Source organism: Gelidibacter algens (assembly GCF_001678675.1).
Lineage (GTDB): Bacteria > Bacteroidota > Bacteroidia > Flavobacteriales > Flavobacteriaceae > Gelidibacter > Gelidibacter algens.
This window is the reverse complement of sequence record NZ_LZRN01000006.1, coordinates 1-16191: the sequence shown is the minus strand read 5'-3', so window position 1 is coordinate 16191 and position 16191 is coordinate 1. Positions and strand designations below refer to the sequence as shown.

Here is a 16191-nt window from a genome sequence, read left to right as displayed (position 1 = left end):
GGTCTCTACTCCAAAATCTTTATCCGTACTTTTTTCTTCTTTAAACGCGTGTTGTTTAAGATCTTTACAAGGCGTTGAGACTCTGCAAGTGGGACCGCAACAAAAGCACAGTCTTGTTTTAATTCAATGTTGCCCAGTTGCTCTTGAGTAAGTCCACCTTGTTTCATAAAAAGTCCAACGATATCACCTTTTGAAATCTTGTCTTTACGTCCGCCAGAGACAAAAAGGGTTTCCCAAAAAGATTCCGTAACGGGTGCTTTTTTGGAGATGTTAATATCTTTGGATGCTTTTATGAAGTCTGGCAACTGCTCATCGCTTCCTTTCAGAACGTACGCTGTACCTTTAGCATTGACTCTGGCCGTTCTCCCATTTCTGTGAATGAATTCTTCTTTATGCTTGGGCAACTCATAATGGATGATGAAGTTGAGTTCAGGAATATCAAGCCCTCTAGAAGCCAAATCAGTAGCTAAGAGTATTTGACTTGTCCCGTTTCTAAAGGTAATAAGCGACCGTTCTCGGTCTTGTTGTTCCATCCCCCCAGAAAAGCAGGAATGATTGATCTTGTTTCGTGTTAGAAAATGACTTACCCTGTCAATGCTCTCTCTTAAATTACAAAACACGATGCCTTGATGATTGCCAATGTGCTGTAGCAATTCCAACAAAGCAGGCAGTTTGTTTGGCTTTTGGGACACCACCGTTTTAATGGCCAAAGTCGATTTTCTTTTTACGGTCAAATAATCAACCGTTGTAGGTTTGTTAAGTCTCACAAACCCCGGAATTTTTTCAAGTTGCGTGGCGGAAGTTAGAATCCGTTTATTAATGCTAGGCAATTGCCCTATAATGGCTTTCATTTCCTCTTCAAAACCATCTTCAAGTGATTTATCGAACTCATCCAAAATAAGTGTTTTAATGCTAGTCTTAGAAAAACGATCTGCTTCAAAATGGTCTAAAATTCGGCCAGGCGTTCCGATTAATATGGCAGGCACATGCTTGATCTCGATTTTGTCCTTAGACATCGGTCTGCCGCCATAAACCGCATTCACCTTAAACCCAGAACCCATTTCTCTGGCCACCTGCTCTATTTGAATGGCAAGCTCACGTGAGGGTACGATAATAAGTACTTGTACATCTAGATTTGTTGGGTCTAAAACGTCCAATAATGGTAACAAAAATGCTAATGTTTTACCGGTACCTGTTGGTGATAATAATATGGTATTGGTAGTTGAAGCAATTACAGCAATGGCTTCCTTTTGCATGGGGTGCAAGGTTTTGATATTTAATTTATCTAAAATATCCTGTTGATCTTTTATGCTATTGGCCATAGTTATTGGTTCTTTTTATTTTTTTTTGAACTTCTGGTTTTGGAATTTCAGAAGTGGATTGTGCCAAATAATTGGCTAGTATTTTGTCTACCAGCTCTTCCTTTGTCAAGTGGTGAAAAATAGTTTTTATCTTCGATTTAAAATCTTCTGAAACCTCACGATTTGGTTTGGTCTTAAAGATCTTTTTAGCCCACAAAAGGCCATTATTTTCTTCAATGCTTTGTGCGTCTGCTTTTTTAAATACATTAAAAACAATACCCAATTCATTTTCAAAATCGGCAATATCTTCAACTTCTTCTTTTTGTAATATGGTCAATGATAATCCGTTTGCACCTGCCCTAGCCGTTCGGCCGCTTCTATGTACATACGCCTCATAGGTGTCTGGCAAATGATAATTGACCACGTAAGATACTTCTTTAACGTCAATGCCACGTGCTGCCAAATCTGTAGCTACTAAAATATCAATATAGCCTTCTCTAAATTGCCCCATGATCCGATCGCGAATCCCTTGGGTCAAACTCCCATGCAGGGCACCAGAAGAAAATTTATTGATGGCCAAGTTTTTTGCCAATTTATTAACGGCAGCCTTAGTCTTACAAAATATAATACCGCGTTCGCCTTCTTTCGAATTTAAAAAATGAAGCAATACCTCCAATTTTTCAATAGGTTCTACCACCACATACTGATGGTCGATACCTTGATGCCCAACCGTCGCCATATCTGCTTCAATCTGCACCACATGCTTGGACATATAATTCTGAACCAACTGTTTGATTGCTCCAGGCATGGTCGCCGTAAAAAGAAATGTCCGTCTTGATTTTGGAATGTCCTTTAATATGATATCAACCTCTTCTTTTAAAGCGCTTATCATTTCATCTGCTTCATCCAATACTAAATAGTGAACGCTTTTAATTTCAATAGCGCCACGTTTCATCAAATCTACCAAACGCCCTGGCGTGGCAACCACGATATGGGTTGTGGTTTTTAAACGTTCTATTTGAGGTTTAATGGGGCTACCACCCGTTAGTGAAGCGATAGAAATATCGGGACTGTTTGTAGAAAATGACACTAAATTATTGTAAATCTGTTGACCTAATTCACGTGTAGGTGCCAAAATCAAGACTTGTACAGTGGTATTTGTCACATCAATTAATTGCAGCAAAGGCAAACCGAACGCCGCAGTTTTTCCTGTTCCTGTTTTTGCCAACACCACAACATCTTCTTTTTGATTCAGAACAACGGGAATGGTCTTTTCCTGAATAGCTGTTGGAGAGGAAATTTGTAAATCGGCTAAACTACTTTGTAATGGCTCATTAATTCCTAAATCTGAAAACTGTTGTGACATAAACTCTATTTTGTGCAAATATAAACACACTTTAGCGGGTAATAACACCCTTTGTTCCATAAATGTGAAGTGAATAACAACAAGTGATTGTTGCAAAGCAATAGCCATGTTACGAGTTCCATTAATGAAAGGCGCTTCTATAGTTACCCAATGGGTTTCGGCTGCCTTCATATTTGAGCATATCTATGGTACTGCTTTTAACTTTTACAACGATAAAATTTGGGATTTACACATTAGCGAGTATACCTTGGCCTTCTTTAACACGAGCAGTTATAAAGTCTTGTTAAAAAAAAGAATGAACGTTCATTTTTATATATATTTGTATCAGAAAAAATCAAACATGGCGAAACTTCAGAAAAGCATAGATAAACGAAACGCCTTAATAAAGGCCACCATCGGGTTGGTTATCAACAATGGCTTTCATGCCACGCCTATGAGCAAGATTGCAAAAATGGCTGAGGTTTCTCCCGCCACTATTTATTTATATTTTGAAAATAAGCAAGATTTGGTCAACAAAACTTATATTGAAGTAAAAGCAGACTACACAAAATATGCCTTTGCAACTTTTGATGAGACCATGTCTGTGGAAGAAGGTTTCGAAACCATTTGGAAACGTATTGCTGCGTTTAAGCTTAAAGAATGTGAAAACGCTATGTTTTTAGCACAGTGTGATAATGCACCCATGATTGATGCACCAATCAGACAGGAAGGTATCAAGCATTTACAACCGCTACTCGACCTTTGGGAACGTGGTAAAACAGAAGGCATTATCAAACCCATTTCAGATTATTTGCTGTATGCCTACACCATAACACCGTTGTCATTTTTAATGATCTCCCAGAACCGCGGTGATTTTAAATTGGACGAAACGCATTTGGAAGAAGCCTATCAATCGGCTTGGAGCAGCATAAAAACTAGCAAATAACAATAGATACCATAAAAAACATAAATTATGACACAATCAATTTTATTAAAAAATAGACCAAAAGGAAAACCTGCACTTTCAGATTTTGAATTTGTAACCGACGATTCCAAGATATCAATTAATCAAGGCGAACTATTGCTGGAGACAACTTATGTATCTGTAGATCCTTATTTAAGAGGACGGATGAGCGATGCCAAATCTTACGTTCCTCCTTTTGAACTCAACAAACCCATACATTCTGGTGTGATCGCCAAAGTAATCACTTCTAAAAATGACAACTTTAAAGAAGGTGATTTTGTTTCCGGAATGTTGGATTGGAAAACTCAACAAGTCTCTAATGGCAAAGACCTTTTAAAAATTGATGCCTCCAAAGCGCCATTGAGTGCCTATTTAGGAATCTTAGGAATGACCGGTTTAACGGCGTATTTAGGCCTTACCCAAATAGGAAAACCTGTTGCTGGAGAAACCCTTGTCGTTTCTGGAGCTGCTGGTGCCGTTGGAAGTGTTGTAGGCCAGATTGGAAAAATTCTCGGACTCACGGTTATCGGCATTGCTGGTACCGATGAAAAGATAGACCTGTTAAAGACAAAGTTTGGATTTGATGCTGGCATCAACTACAACACCAGCAAAGATATCAAAGCAGACCTTGCCAAGTTGGCACCAAACGGTGTTGATGTCTATTTTGACAATGTGGGTGGACCAATATCTGATGCAGTGTTATTTAATATCAACAAATTTGCGAGAATGGTAATTTGTGGCGCCATCTCCGTTTATAACAATACAGAAATTCCAAAAAGCGTCAGTGTACAGCCTTTTCTAATTAAAAACAGTGCTTTAATGCAAGGCTTTATTGTCTCCAATTATGCTGAAAAGTTCCCTGAAGCCATGACAAAGCTGTCAGAATGGTTAGCAGAAGACAAGCTCACCTACTCAGAAACTGTAGTCAATGGTTTTGATAAGATCCCGAACGCTTTTATCGGCTTATTTGATGGTAAAAACAAAGGGAAAATGATTGTCAAAATTTAAATTTTAATCAAAAAAAATAAAATAGAAGATGAATAACTTTGAATTTAAAAATCCAACCAAAATTATTTTTGGGAAGGACACTATAAACAAATTAACAGACGAAATTCCTAAAGATGCCAAAGTATTGCTCCTCTATGGTGGCGGAAGCATTAAAAAGAATGAGATTTATGATCAGGTAAAATCAGCCTTGGCCAAAGTAGAAGTTATTGAGTTTGGAGGAATTCCTGCAAATCCAGAATACGCTGTGTTAATGGACGCCTTAAAAATCATTAAAGATGAAAACATTACGTATTTATTGGCTGTTGGCGGTGGTTCTGTAATTGATGGCACCAAATTCTTATCTGCTGCTGCATTATATGAAGGTGATACCCCGTGGGATATTTTAAGCAAAAATATCAGAACAGAAAAAGGTATGCCTTTTGGTACCGTATTGACCTTGCCAGCCACAGGTTCTGAAATGAATTCGGGTGCTGTCATCACAAGAAAAGAAACCAAGGAAAAGTTAGCTATGGGAGGCCCAGGTCTATTCCCTGAATTCTCCATATTGGATCCTCAAGTAATTGTGTCTATTCCAGAACGTCAGTTGGCAAATGGCTTGACAGATGCTTTTACCCATGTGTTAGAGCAATATATGACCTATCCTATTGGCGCCTTATTACAAGATCGATTTGCTGAAAGTATTTTGCAAACGCTCATTGAAGTTGCTCCAAAAGTATTAAAAGATCCGGCTGATTATAAAGCCGCTTCCAATTTTATGTGGAGTTGTACTATGGCCTTAAACGGATTGATCCAAAAAGGTGTTCCTACAGATTGGGCGGTGCATGCCATGGGACATGAATTGACTGCTTTATTTGGAATTGATCACGCCAGAACTTTAGCGGTTATCGCGCCAAGCCATTACAAGTTTAATTTTGAAGCTAAAAAAGAAAAATTGGCGCAATATGCTGAGCGCGTTTGGAATATCACAGATGGAAGTATAGACGATAAAGCCTATGCGGCTATTGAAAGAACCACAGCCTTTTTCCATGAATTGGGTATCGACACTAAACTATCTGATTATACTAAGGATTACGAAGGAACGGCAGAAAAAATCTCACAGCGTTTCACAGATCGTGGTTGGATGGGATTGGGCGAGCACCAATCGTTATCACCAGATAAGGTAGAAAAGATTGTGAAAATGGCGTATTAATCTAACGTATGACAATAGCACAATCATTAGCTATAGTGCTTACTATTATCACCGTAGCAAGTTGTAAAGACACAAAAAACAAAACAGCTTCTGAAAACGTTTCAGGAGAACACATAATAATTAAAAAAGAAAACAACATGAACATATTATTTGTATTGACATCTCATGATAAATTAGGAGATACAGGAAAAAAAACAGGATTTTGGGTTGAAGAGTTTGCGAACCCATATTACACGTTGTTAGATAAAGGCGCAACCATTACCATTGCAACTCCAAAAGGTGGTGCTGCGCCAGTAGATCCTACTAGTGATACACCAGATGCTGCGACAGAAGCAACAAAGCGATTTGACAAGGATGAAGAAGCAAAAGCAAGGATTGCGAACACAAACAAGTTATCTGATATGAATCCAGATGATTTTGACGCGGTATTTTATCCAGGCGGCCATGGTCCGTTATGGGATTTAGCAAATGACACTACCTCCATTACTTTGATTGAAAAATTTAACAGTCAAAAGAAACCGATTGCTTTTGTATGTCACGCTCCCGCAGCTTTAAAAGATGTTAAAGACGGCAACGGAAACCCATTAGTTAAAGGAAAAAAAGTGACCGGTTTTACAAATACTGAAGAAGCAGCTGTTCAATTGACAGATGTTGTTCCTTTTTTAGTGGAAGATATGTTGACTGAACATGGCGGCATTTACTCCAAAAAAGAGGACTGGGCGCCTTATGCCATTCAAGATGGAAATCTAATTACCGGACAGAATCCAGCATCATCTGAGTTGGTTGCCCAAAAATTATTTGAAAGTCTTAAATAATTAGAACATATTATTTTTATCAAAAAAGGTTGTCTTTAAAAGGCAACCTTTTTTCTTATTATCACTCCAGCCAAATGCGCTCAATCTCCAACGCAAACGCTTCCTTCTTTTTATTACCTATAAGAAAAGTGACTTCTTCCATAAATTTTCCATCATAATTGGGCCGATTAAGTTTATTCCCTCTAAAACTCGGATAAAAGGAATCAAATGGAATGACAATCGTTTCCCATTCTCCTGAAGTTTTAAATTCTTGGATAAATGAATATTGTTGAGCTTCATTGGCTTTGATGCGAAATTGATACGGTTTCCCATCACCTTTTATTCGCAATTTAACCACCTTAAAATTCGAGACGTCCTTTTTAGAAAACGAATGTCTCACCGACGAAAAACCGCCGTTGTTTTCGGTAGTTACATAACCTTTAAAAACACCATTGCCGGCATCATTGATGGACATTTTTCCTTGAGAGAGTCCGCCCATAACACCATCATTAACGACATACCAAGTGGCGGCACCTTTCTGTCTTTGAAAGTCAAAAATGACTGAATTGTCCTGTGGAATCATGGTCATCAAAATTAATAGAGTTAAAAGTTTCATCGGTTATTTTGAAAGGTTGATTATAATTTAGATTCAAAGAAATTTGAGATCATAACCCAAATAGTTTCAAAGAATACTTCAACATTAAATATAATGAATTTTATCAAAACTAAAGGATAGAAATAGCACGTAACCATCTACAATCTGTCAGTTTCCATCATTATTTTACGATAATTATTTCTGATCATCACAATTTAAAATGTTGAATTTGTATTATTTGCATCAATATCTACTACTAATGAGCAAATTATTTACACACAGGCGAACTATCTTTAGAAAATACTAATCTTAAAAATATAAAACTATGACATTAGAAAACCGAGTAATCATTATTACTGGTGCATCCAGTGGTATTGGTGAAGCGACTGCAAAAAAATTGTCTAAACACGGCGCTAGCGTCATACTCATGGCACGAAGTGAAGACAAACTGAAGTCCTTAAAGGACAGTATAACCAATAATGGCGGCAAAGCACTCGTAGTTGTTGGCGACGTGACCAAAGCTGACGATTTTAAACAGGCAGTTTCCAAAGCTGTGGCAACCTACGGCAAAGTAGATGGGTTGATTAACAATGCGGGTCTGATGCCCTTATCTTTTGTTGAAAAATTAAAAACTGATGAGTGGGACAAAATGGTGGATGTCAATATTAAAGGTGTCCTTAATGGTGTTTCTGCTGTATTACCTCAGTTAATTGAAAATAAAGGCGGCGATATCATCAACATTTCGTCTATGGCTGCAAACCGTTATTTTCCTGGAGGTGCGGTGTATTGTGCCACCAAGTCGGCGGTTAAAATGTTTTCAGAAGGTTTACGTCAAGAATTGGCGCCCAAATATGGCATAAATGTGACCTCTATTGAACCAGGCGCTGTGGCCACGAATCTTACAGACACCATTACAGATGAAGATATTAAAGATAAAATGTCTGAGATGAAAGAAATGACTCCGCTTGAGGCTGAAGACATCGCCAATGCTATCTATTATTCATTATCGCAACCAAAACGCGTCAACATTAATGAGATATACATTGTTCCTAGCCAGCAAAAATAATATGCTTACCCATATGATCTCTCTACAAGACGAAAAAAAAAAAAAATAGCACCTCAAATTTAATACTTTGAGGTGCTTCTTTATTTCTGTCAACTAATAATTAGGCCTCTCCCCTTGCCGGATACTCTTCTTCAAGGATAAAGTCAATGGATTTTAAAAGCGCTTCAATTTCAGGCCTCGCAAATGGCATGGTTTGAATTGAAGATGCATAAAGAGTTTGGTCAGGGCGGATTATAAAAAGTGCGGGCTCAATGAATTCTTTAGGTTCTTCCTTGATGCCTTTAGAGATATAAAGTCCCCATTCTCGTGCATCAGCAATTGGAAAGTTATAGCCAATTGGTAAATCGGCCACATCCCATTCGTCATAAGTTGCTTTGGCAAGCTTTTCCGAATCAGAACTTATAGCGATCACATTCACCCCTTTTTCAATAAACTCACTCAAATGTTTTTGAATGGTCTGTAAATATTTTTTACAAATAGGACAATGTTTACCTCTGTAGACTACGAGTAGTATAAAGTTTTCAGGATGCTGATCGGTTAAAGTCCATTGGGTATCATTAACCAAATTAATGGATAAGTCTGGTGTTTTAGTTCTTGGTTTTATCATCATTTATTGTTTTAATTATAGACACTTAAGATGGTTTATAATTAGTACATCTATTGCTCTTAACTAAATGAATATTAACGCAAAAGCTACAAACTAAACTATTATGACATTACTGTCCAGTATTTAATTCTTCCATAATTTCCGCAAACAATTCATAAGACCTGATCCGATCTTTTACATCATAGATATTGGTGACAGCTATAAGTTCATCTACAGGATTGTTTTGTAAAAAATTCTTGACCTGTGTTTTTACAGTCGCTTTACTACCAATAAAAGAGTATTTCAACATTTGGTGTACTTGCGGATGTTGCATGATTTCTCTAAACTCTTGAGTCATGGCGGTTGGGGGTTGCATATAATCTCTTTTACCAGTGAAAATACCAACAAACATGCGGATAAGTGAGGTAGCGAAACTTTCAGCTTCAGCATCGGTCTCGGCCACAATAATATTGATACCAGCCATGACATAAGGCTTGTTTAGAGCTTCAGAGGGCTTGAACTCTTTTCTATAGATTTCCAAAGCTTCTTCTAAATGCTTGGTGGCAAAATGACTGGCAAAGGCATAAGGCAAGCCTTTTTTTGCGGCCAAATGTGCGCTATCAGTACTGGATCCTAAAATATAAATAGGCACCTCTACGCCTTCTGCCACTGTGGCCCTGATTTTAGATTTTACATTATCCATAGAAAAATACTGCTGTATGTCTTCCAATTCTTCTGGAAACGAATGTGCGGCCTGCATAAAATCTGAGCGAATGGCTTGGGCAGTTTCTCTATCGGTTCCTGGTGCTCTCCCCAGACCTAAATCAATACGGTTTGGATACAAAGAGCCTAAGGTTCCAAATTGTTCAGCTACGATCAATGGCGAATGGTTGGGCAACATAATGCCACCAGAACCAATGCGAAGGGTTTTTGTGCCTTGTGCGATATAACCTATAAGTACGGAGGTGGCACTGCTGGCAATATTCACGGCATTGTGGTGCTCCGCCAACCAATAGCGCGTGTAACCGAAACGTTCAGCGTTTTGTGCCAAATCAAGCGAATTATTAAAGGTTTGCTGTAGACTATGGCCTTCAGAAACTAAGGCTAAATCAAGAATAGAATATGCTGTATGTGGAGATTTCATGTGTTATCAACTTGTAGTTAAAAAAGACAGGCTAGACTTTAGCCCAAAAACACTAAATTACAGCAATAATTTTAGTCTTTCTGTTAGCGCTTTGTTAATCCTAGTTTTTGAGACCCAAAAGAGCACTCTCGGATTTTACTGAATGGACTCTTGGCTTACATACGAATTGTGTGGGACTCCCTTCAAAAGCAATTTATTGAGGGCAAGAATATTTTTTATCCTGTTTCAAATTCATAGTTTTTTAGGGTTCTTATTCGCAATTAACTGCTATAAAATTACAGAAATTAAAAAATAAAGATTTCCCAAGGTTTTGTTTATGGTGGGTATTGCGTTGTGAACATCTAGCAACTAGTGAATGGGTTATTCAAAAACTTAACCTAAATTAGCGGCAAAGTGAACGTATTGCATTTTTAGATCATTGACTATCTAGCGTCTCCTTTTTTAGAAACTTGATAATCAATCTTCTAATTCCTGAAGACCATCACTCAAATCAACAACCTCAAGAATCACTATTTAAATAAAAATTGCTATGAGTAAAACAACCCTAAAAGTAAACAACAACGGCTCACTAAGAGTGGAAGGAAATTTTGAAATTGTAGATAAGGACGGAAATGTTTATGACCTTGGTGGACGTGATGTGGTATCTCTATGCAGATGCGGATTGTCAGCCAATAAGCCTTTTTGCGATGGCTCTCACCGCAACCATTTTGAGCACGATGCGGTAGCCTTTGCACTACCTCCAAAGAAGGCTTAATATTGAAGAACAATGGGAGTGCTGCTTTGCTGCCCTTTTGATCATTATCACTGTGTTCAATCGGTGTTGTTAAAAAACAACATTCCCATTATAGTTAAAATTGTTTATCTATTCTGTAAATCTTTGACAACTTCATTGGCTATCAACAAATCATTAATGAGCGTGGTTAGTTGCACTTTTGCGTTGGTAAGCGCAGTGGCATTAGCTTCTATCAAAACATTAATCTCTAATAACTGCTCCTCTTTTTCAGCATCTGTGCGGCCAAGTTGAAAACTTTGGATCTCTACCAACTGCGTGTTGAGGTTTTTGTTTTCTTTTTTCAGTTGATCTAACTTCACGCGATGATTCCTGATCGAGCTTTCTATAGTGCAGATTTTGTGGACTGTAGTAAGACTGTCCAACTGCCTCTTATAATCAATTTGTGCTACTGATCTTATGGAACATAACATAAGGATCAATACAATATATGGTTTCATTTTAACTGTGTATTAAGACGTTGCAAAACTATGCAATTTCCACATCTTAAAATGTGATTTCATTTTAATTTTCAAAGCTAAAATCAAAGATTTTTTGGCAAAATAGGCGGTTTCAAACAAAAGCTGCCAATGACTGACAAAAATCATGTTTATTAAAAGCCATTTGGTATATTTTTACCGGAAACAATTAAAACATAATAAACATGTATCAACCTTTACTTTTAGATGCCAACTGGAACAACGGTGTCTTCATGATCGTCATTTTCGCATTAGTTTGTGTCGCATTAATAGGCATCCTTATTAACTTCATGATGAGTGGTAAGAAGAAAAATGATTCCGAGAATCTAGAATAATATCATTTTTAAGTCGAAATTATCTAAGAGGCAGTGACATTTTTACAAGTCCAATCAGCACTAATAACCATTACTATTTAGAGCTTGATTGAAACCAACTGTCCGATATTTTGGGATTAACATGTTATTCGACAATCAGTGGAAATAGATTGATCTGGCCTTTGAGCAGGAATACAATAGTTTTGCTATTGTCATTTGTTATCAACGAAACAATGAACTAACAAATGCTATGTCAGATATCCTGTTAATGTCAATTTCTCCATTGTAATCAATCTCACTTTTAAGCGCTAATTTTTTGTTGCGGAAGGCTCTCGATAGAACAGCATTAGCAACATCAAAATATCATTTGGTGTATGTTTATCCTCTTCTATAAACCACTTGGATTCATCTTTTTCATGGCGTCAAGAGCATAATTTGCGCCGATGTTTGAGTCGATATTTAAAGATTCTTCCCTACCAAGAGTGTAGTAAATATGATTGACATTGGGCTTGGAATAGCAAACCACTAAATCTGCCAGCACATTGTAGGCCCCTTTTGTCATTTTTGCAGAGGCATTGAGACTACCATAACTTGAAGATGCAAACCCTGAGCAGTCCACCAATTGATCTTTATGGTTAATGTAATTCTTACCTGCAATTACCTGACATCCTGCGGAATAATTGGAATTCCCAATACCAGACCAATGAATATTGATGCTATTGTTTGGGTGTACACCGCCTTTCTCTAAATCCTTTGCTGTTAGCGCATTATCATTATCCCAATCGCGCAGTACCAAAACTCCGGCAGGGTCAAAAGGTTTGAGCGCTCGGTAAATTTTTTGTTCTTCAGAGATTTTATGCCATCCAAAGCGGTATTTGTGCTGCCCTTCTACCAAAAAAGCTTCATCTTTTCGACCCGCCATTCGGGAACTTGGGTCTGTCGAACCCCAAAATTTAAAGACCATACCATTGATGAGCAAGACAAACAAATCATCATTTTTACGATCGTGAATACTTTCATCTTGTTTTCTTCGGACACCAATAAGATGGATCTCACTAGTACTAAAATCCCAATCATTGACCTTTAGTGTAGAATAGGTTTTATTGAGCGTATTGACATGCTTCATGATTGGGCCAGGGTTTGCCTTGTAATGGGCTTTGGCCTCATTGAGCAATTTGATCCATTTGGAATATTCTTCTGATGGATTTGATGCGGATGCTTTACCCCAATCGGCAACTTTTCCTTGATCTTTCCAACGCTGGACGTGCTGCATGGTACCGTTGCCCACAATGCCATCAGGCACCATGGTTTTATCACCCTCAGGATCAAGAGTACGAACATATTCCTGAAACAATCTTGCCGCAGCTTGCGTGACATAATCAAAAATACCGTCTACAACTCCTCTGGGCATAAATCCTGCCTCGGAAAGAAATTCCTGAAGTTTTGCTACGTCAGATCCATTTTCCTCTCTAAAGGAACGCCAAGTTGTTCGGTCATCGTCCCTAAAGGAAACGGTGCCAACCAATAAACCATCTTTGTGATAAGGGGACAGAAATTTTTTGCGGTCTGCGGGAAGTTTACCTGCATCGCAGCTACCAAGAAATAATGCGCTCATAATATGCTTTTTTTAAGATTAATACATGCCAATTGTACGAATAGGAAACACCTTTTCAGTAGATCATTGGGGAATGCTATTAATAATATTAAAGCTGAGTTGACTTAGTTATACTTTGTAATCATTAAGACGAAAGTTTACACCTAAATTACATGTAATGAATTACTTATAAGAACACATCAATTTTAAAAATCTTTTAAAAATAAGAAAAAGACAGCCAAAAATAGATATTTTTATTTTTAATTCATTTTCTTGAAGTAAAGGAAAAGGAATACAGCAATAACTGATGAAGCATAAGTGCCATACACGAAACTTAAAAAATACTGTATACCAACAGAGTATAATCCTTATTTCTATCTGAGATTTGATTAGTATTTACCTTTAACAAATTGACATGACAATCAACGATGAGGACTGTAGCGTCGTGTTTTGAGATATTATTAGATTTTCCTATCAGTCATTTTTAAAGCTGAATCCCAAATTCTGCCAGCATAAAAAATTCATGGTTTAAATCTTGAAGATAATCTGCCAATTGATATTCAACTCCCAATTTAAATGTTGTCTTAGGAGTTAACAGCCATCCAAATCCAACACCAAAACGCTGCTCCAATTCTGGCTTTTGGGTTGACGCAACTTCCAAAAGAGTTTCAGTTCCCACTTTCATATAAGGTCGCAAAGAGTTTTCGCGAGCCAGTGGAATGGTATAACCCAACCGGTATCTAAGTCTGTGTTTGGTGACAGATGCGTACAGCCGCTGCTCTGTCCTAAAACGGTGAGAGGCCTTGAAACTTGATGCTTCAGACGTGTACACAACTTGTTGCTGCAGTCTCAACTCATTTTCTTCATCAGTCTGAAAAGCATTTTCCCAACGGTATTGCAATCCTAGTCCCAAAGCATATTTTGCGTCCCACTGATATTCAGAAAGATGGGAGATGTCAATTTGCCTTACATTATATTCCGTCTCATTATTTCTGTAAATGACATTGCGATTTTCAATAGCGAAACTATGACTATAAGTTGGTGATATCTTGTAGGACAATTCAACTGCAGGTTCAAAATATCCAGTAAAATTTGCCTGTGCCTGAGACTTGCTCAAAATAATTGTAGTCAATACTACAAGGCATAGTTTATAATGTTGGGTTGTGGCCATATTGAACATCCATTTTAAAAAAAAAGGACTGAAACCTAGTTCCAATCCTTCCTACTAATCACTCTCACTATCAAAAATTAATCTTCAATATCATTCACTATCTTCCCTGAGGCGTCGATGGTCAAATCGCGTTCATTAAACCAGCCTTTTTCAATTTCTATTTTATAAGTTTTAGTTCCATCTCGCTCATAAACTTCTGCAGAATCAATTTTATAATCTGCATATTTGTTTTTCACTGCAGCGGCAATGTTAGGAGGTAATTCATTTTCTGACACGTTAAGTTTACACGTTCCTAATAGACGTTAAAAATTCCATAAAATCAATCAATTCGCAACCAATTCCAATTTGTTTTCAGTTTTATGATGGATCTTTGACATAGAAACTAAATGTTATGAAAAGAGCAAATTTATATGTCGGCCTATTTGTTGCTGTTTTGCTTGCCGTTGGTATCATCGGTTTTTCGAGGGTTAATAAAGCGAATGCAAAGATCGCTGATGGTATGGACAATTATACCATTGCTGAAACGTGGGAATTGCCGGTAGAACTTAATGAAATTAGTGGAATGGTATGGGTTGGCAATAACACTCTGGCTTGCATACAAGATGAAGACGGCAAGCTGTTCATTTATGATTTAACTGATAAAGCGATAAGTGAAGAAATTCCGTTTGCTGGTAAGGGTGATTATGAGGGCATTGCTCTTTATAAGGATGACATGTATGTGATGCAAAGTGACGGATTGCTATTTGAAATTAAAAATTGGAACACTACCAACAAGATAGTCAGTACACATAAAACAGGCTTTCAAGATGCCAATAATATGGAATCCTTGGCCTATTCTGCACTTGATTCGTCGTTACTCACCATCCCCAAAGACAGAGATTCCAAAGATGATTTTAAAGGCATATATACAATTCCGCTTTCATCAAAAAAGGCAGACACCAACACGCCTGCGTATAAAATTGAAATGAATGCAAAAGCCTTAAAAATATATAGAGACAAAAAACTCTACAAGACGTTTAATCCTTCAGAAATTGCCGTGCACCCGATAACCAATGATATTTATGTAGTGGAAGGACAGCATCCGAAGTTGCTTATTCTGGATGCTAACGGAACCTTAAAAACCGTCTATAAATTGGACGAAATCAATTTTCCACAACCCGAAGGGATGACTTTTAGTGAAGAAGGTGATCTTTACATTTCCAACGAAGCTGTTAATGGAACTGCGTCCATACACTTAGTGGAGCTTAAAGTCACCAAGTCATAATTGTTTATGGCAATAATTCTAAAAAACTCCGGAATACGGAAAAATGTCAAATTAAATGTATTCTCTAGTTCTTTACAATTTTTAAAGGCTGAATTTCACTTTTTAGTTTTTTATACAAGCGGTATTGAAGTCGCGTCAAAATATCATTCATAGCTAGAGATTCTCTAGCTTGCATTTCCACAAGAGCATCCAATTCTGCACGTCCTTCATTTTCATCTTTAATTTTTTCAGCCAATCTTAAATAATCTGCCACTTTATTCTTGAATAAGGGATATTGAATTCCCGTTAAACCTAAATGTTGATCATATTCATCAGTAATGCGATCAGCTTCAGTTTTTAAACTTGAGCTATTCATAGCATCCGGGATTTGCGCAAAAATAGTGGTTGAAAATAAAAGTAAAATACTTGTAAGAATAGTTTTCATGAGTTCTGTTTTCCCTAATTTAAGGTTTTCAGGTCGTAAAGTCAACCCTTTTATTAGTTTTTAACGATTCAAAAAATCTAAAGGTTTTGAGAACGTATAATTTAATTTTTTATAATTAGTATCTAGGACATCAAAACGAAGCACACGTAATTATAAGAATAACAATACCAGCTTCCCTTTTTTT

The 16191-nt window shown here is 37.3% G+C and carries 17 protein-coding genes; 7 read left to right on the top strand and 10 right to left on the bottom strand.

All coding sequences use genetic code 11. The annotated features are described in order from the left end of the window. Positions 1 to 5: 5 nt before the first annotated feature. On the bottom strand, positions 6 to 1322 hold the full coding sequence (locus A9996_RS03965) for a DEAD/DEAH box helicase (protein WP_066431172.1): 1317 nt from the start codon (positions 1320 to 1322) through the stop codon (positions 6 to 8). Then, on the bottom strand, positions 1312 to 2667 hold the full coding sequence (locus tag A9996_RS03960; protein ID WP_066431495.1) for a DEAD/DEAH box helicase: 1356 nt from the start codon (positions 2665 to 2667) through the stop codon (positions 1312 to 1314). The genes A9996_RS03965 and A9996_RS03960 overlap by 11 nt, the downstream gene beginning before the upstream one ends. A 340-nt stretch (positions 2668 to 3007) precedes the next feature. Between A9996_RS03960 and A9996_RS03955 the strand changes: the two genes are divergently transcribed. The 4 genes from A9996_RS03955 to A9996_RS03940 are packed head-to-tail and all read left to right on the top strand — an operon-like array spanning position 3008 to position 6622. Beyond that, positions 3008 to 3592 (top strand): TetR/AcrR family transcriptional regulator, encoded by a 585-nt coding sequence (locus tag A9996_RS03955; RefSeq protein ID WP_066431493.1) that lies wholly within the window; start codon positions 3008 to 3010, stop codon positions 3590 to 3592. A 27-nt stretch (positions 3593 to 3619) separates the two neighbouring features. After that, entirely contained in the window at positions 3620 to 4618 is a 999-nt protein-coding gene (locus A9996_RS03950; RefSeq protein WP_066431170.1) for an NADP-dependent oxidoreductase, read from the top strand. A gap of 28 nt (positions 4619 to 4646) precedes the next feature. Continuing rightward, positions 4647 to 5807 carry an iron-containing alcohol dehydrogenase gene (locus A9996_RS03945; protein WP_066431168.1) on the top strand — a complete coding sequence of 387 codons (1161 nt, stop codon included), beginning with the start codon at positions 4647 to 4649 and terminating at the stop codon, positions 5805 to 5807. An 8-nt stretch (positions 5808 to 5815) separates the two neighbouring features. Then, positions 5816 to 6622, top strand: a complete 807-nt coding sequence (locus A9996_RS03940) for a type 1 glutamine amidotransferase domain-containing protein (RefSeq protein ID WP_211272628.1) — start codon at positions 5816 to 5818, stop codon at positions 6620 to 6622. 61 nt (positions 6623 to 6683) lie between these two features. Here the strand turns inward: A9996_RS03940 and A9996_RS03935 are convergent, their stop codons facing one another. After that, positions 6684 to 7217, bottom strand: a complete 534-nt coding sequence (locus A9996_RS03935; RefSeq protein WP_245905262.1) for a CIA30 family protein — start codon at positions 7215 to 7217, stop codon at positions 6684 to 6686. A 304-nt stretch (positions 7218 to 7521) separates the two neighbouring features. Between A9996_RS03935 and A9996_RS03930 the strand changes: the two genes are divergently transcribed. Then, positions 7522 to 8262 (top strand): SDR family oxidoreductase, encoded by a 741-nt coding sequence (locus tag A9996_RS03930; RefSeq protein WP_066431162.1) that lies wholly within the window; start codon positions 7522 to 7524, stop codon positions 8260 to 8262. Between the two features lie 100 nt (positions 8263 to 8362). On the opposite strand, the gene A9996_RS03925 is transcribed toward A9996_RS03930, so the two are convergent. Both A9996_RS03925 and A9996_RS03920 read right to left on the bottom strand, forming a co-directional pair. Next, positions 8363 to 8872: a peroxiredoxin-like family protein gene (locus tag A9996_RS03925; RefSeq protein WP_317047100.1), complete on the bottom strand. Its 510-nt coding sequence runs from the start codon at positions 8870 to 8872 to the stop codon at positions 8363 to 8365. Between the two features lie 106 nt (positions 8873 to 8978). Further along, positions 8979 to 9992 (bottom strand): LLM class flavin-dependent oxidoreductase, encoded by a 1014-nt coding sequence (locus A9996_RS03920; protein ID WP_066431159.1) that lies wholly within the window; start codon positions 9990 to 9992, stop codon positions 8979 to 8981. 529 nt (positions 9993 to 10521) lie between these two features. On the opposite strand from A9996_RS03920, the gene A9996_RS03915 reads away from it, so the two are divergent. Then, positions 10522 to 10746, top strand: coding sequence for a CDGSH iron-sulfur domain-containing protein (locus A9996_RS03915; RefSeq protein WP_066431156.1), 225 nt, complete (start codon positions 10522 to 10524; stop codon positions 10744 to 10746). 104 nt (positions 10747 to 10850) lie between these two features. Here the strand turns inward: A9996_RS03915 and A9996_RS03910 are convergent, their stop codons facing one another. From A9996_RS03910 to A9996_RS03895, 4 genes are all read right to left on the bottom strand, one after another. Next, the gene (locus A9996_RS03910) at positions 10851 to 11222 is read right to left on the bottom strand and encodes a hypothetical protein (protein ID WP_066431154.1); all 372 of its coding nucleotides are present in this window, start codon (positions 11220 to 11222) and stop codon (positions 10851 to 10853) included. A 720-nt stretch (positions 11223 to 11942) separates the two neighbouring features. Continuing rightward, a complete protein-coding gene (locus tag A9996_RS03905) occupies positions 11943 to 13169 on the bottom strand; it encodes a peptidoglycan-binding domain-containing protein (RefSeq protein ID WP_066431152.1) in 1227 nt (408 codons plus the stop codon). Positions 13170 to 13632: 463 nt separating this feature from the next. Continuing rightward, positions 13633 to 14319 carry a DUF2490 domain-containing protein gene (locus A9996_RS03900; protein WP_066431149.1) on the bottom strand — a complete coding sequence of 229 codons (687 nt, stop codon included), beginning with the start codon at positions 14317 to 14319 and terminating at the stop codon, positions 13633 to 13635. A gap of 77 nt (positions 14320 to 14396) precedes the next feature. After that, the gene (locus A9996_RS03895) at positions 14397 to 14594 is read right to left on the bottom strand and encodes a PepSY-like domain-containing protein (RefSeq protein WP_066431148.1); all 198 of its coding nucleotides are present in this window, start codon (positions 14592 to 14594) and stop codon (positions 14397 to 14399) included. Between the two features lie 116 nt (positions 14595 to 14710). Here A9996_RS03895 and A9996_RS03890 point away from each other — a divergent pair, with 116 nt between their 5' ends. Next, complete coding sequence (locus A9996_RS03890; RefSeq protein WP_066431147.1) at positions 14711 to 15583, top strand: SdiA-regulated domain-containing protein; 873 nt, start codon at positions 14711 to 14713, stop codon at positions 15581 to 15583. A 64-nt stretch (positions 15584 to 15647) separates the two neighbouring features. Here A9996_RS03890 and A9996_RS03885 read toward each other — a convergent pair whose 3' ends face one another. After that, a complete protein-coding gene (locus tag A9996_RS03885) occupies positions 15648 to 16007 on the bottom strand; it encodes a hypothetical protein (RefSeq protein ID WP_146608920.1) in 360 nt (119 codons plus the stop codon). Between the last annotated feature and the right edge of the window lie 184 nt (positions 16008 to 16191).

Excerpts from the sequence above, each read along its gene's own strand:
- A9996_RS03965 (WP_066431172.1), bottom strand. The coding sequence starts at position 1,322 with ATGGCCAATAGCATAAAAGATCAACAGGATATTTTAGATAAATTAAAT.
- A9996_RS03960 (WP_066431495.1), bottom strand. The coding sequence starts at position 2,667 with ATGTCACAACAGTTTTCAGATTTAGGAATTAATGAGCCATTACAAAGT.
- A9996_RS03955 (WP_066431493.1), top strand. The coding sequence starts at position 3,008 with ATGGCGAAACTTCAGAAAAGCATAGATAAACGAAACGCCTTAATAAAG.
- A9996_RS03950 (WP_066431170.1), top strand. The coding sequence starts at position 3,620 with ATGACACAATCAATTTTATTAAAAAATAGACCAAAAGGAAAACCTGCA.
- A9996_RS03945 (WP_066431168.1), top strand. The coding sequence starts at position 4,647 with ATGAATAACTTTGAATTTAAAAATCCAACCAAAATTATTTTTGGGAAG.
- A9996_RS03940 (WP_211272628.1), top strand. The coding sequence starts at position 5,816 with ATGACAATAGCACAATCATTAGCTATAGTGCTTACTATTATCACCGTA.
- A9996_RS03935 (WP_245905262.1), bottom strand. The coding sequence starts at position 7,217 with ATGAAACTTTTAACTCTATTAATTTTGATGACCATGATTCCACAGGAC.
- A9996_RS03930 (WP_066431162.1), top strand. The coding sequence starts at position 7,522 with ATGACATTAGAAAACCGAGTAATCATTATTACTGGTGCATCCAGTGGT.
- A9996_RS03925 (WP_317047100.1), bottom strand. The coding sequence starts at position 8,872 with ATGATGATAAAACCAAGAACTAAAACACCAGACTTATCCATTAATTTG.
- A9996_RS03920 (WP_066431159.1), bottom strand. The coding sequence starts at position 9,992 with ATGAAATCTCCACATACAGCATATTCTATTCTTGATTTAGCCTTAGTT.
- A9996_RS03915 (WP_066431156.1), top strand. The coding sequence starts at position 10,522 with ATGAGTAAAACAACCCTAAAAGTAAACAACAACGGCTCACTAAGAGTG.
- A9996_RS03910 (WP_066431154.1), bottom strand. The coding sequence starts at position 11,222 with ATGAAACCATATATTGTATTGATCCTTATGTTATGTTCCATAAGATCA.
- A9996_RS03905 (WP_066431152.1), bottom strand. The coding sequence starts at position 13,169 with ATGAGCGCATTATTTCTTGGTAGCTGCGATGCAGGTAAACTTCCCGCA.
- A9996_RS03900 (WP_066431149.1), bottom strand. The coding sequence starts at position 14,319 with ATGGCCACAACCCAACATTATAAACTATGCCTTGTAGTATTGACTACA.
- A9996_RS03890 (WP_066431147.1), top strand. The coding sequence starts at position 14,711 with ATGAAAAGAGCAAATTTATATGTCGGCCTATTTGTTGCTGTTTTGCTT.
- A9996_RS03885 (WP_146608920.1), bottom strand. The coding sequence starts at position 16,007 with ATGAAAACTATTCTTACAAGTATTTTACTTTTATTTTCAACCACTATT.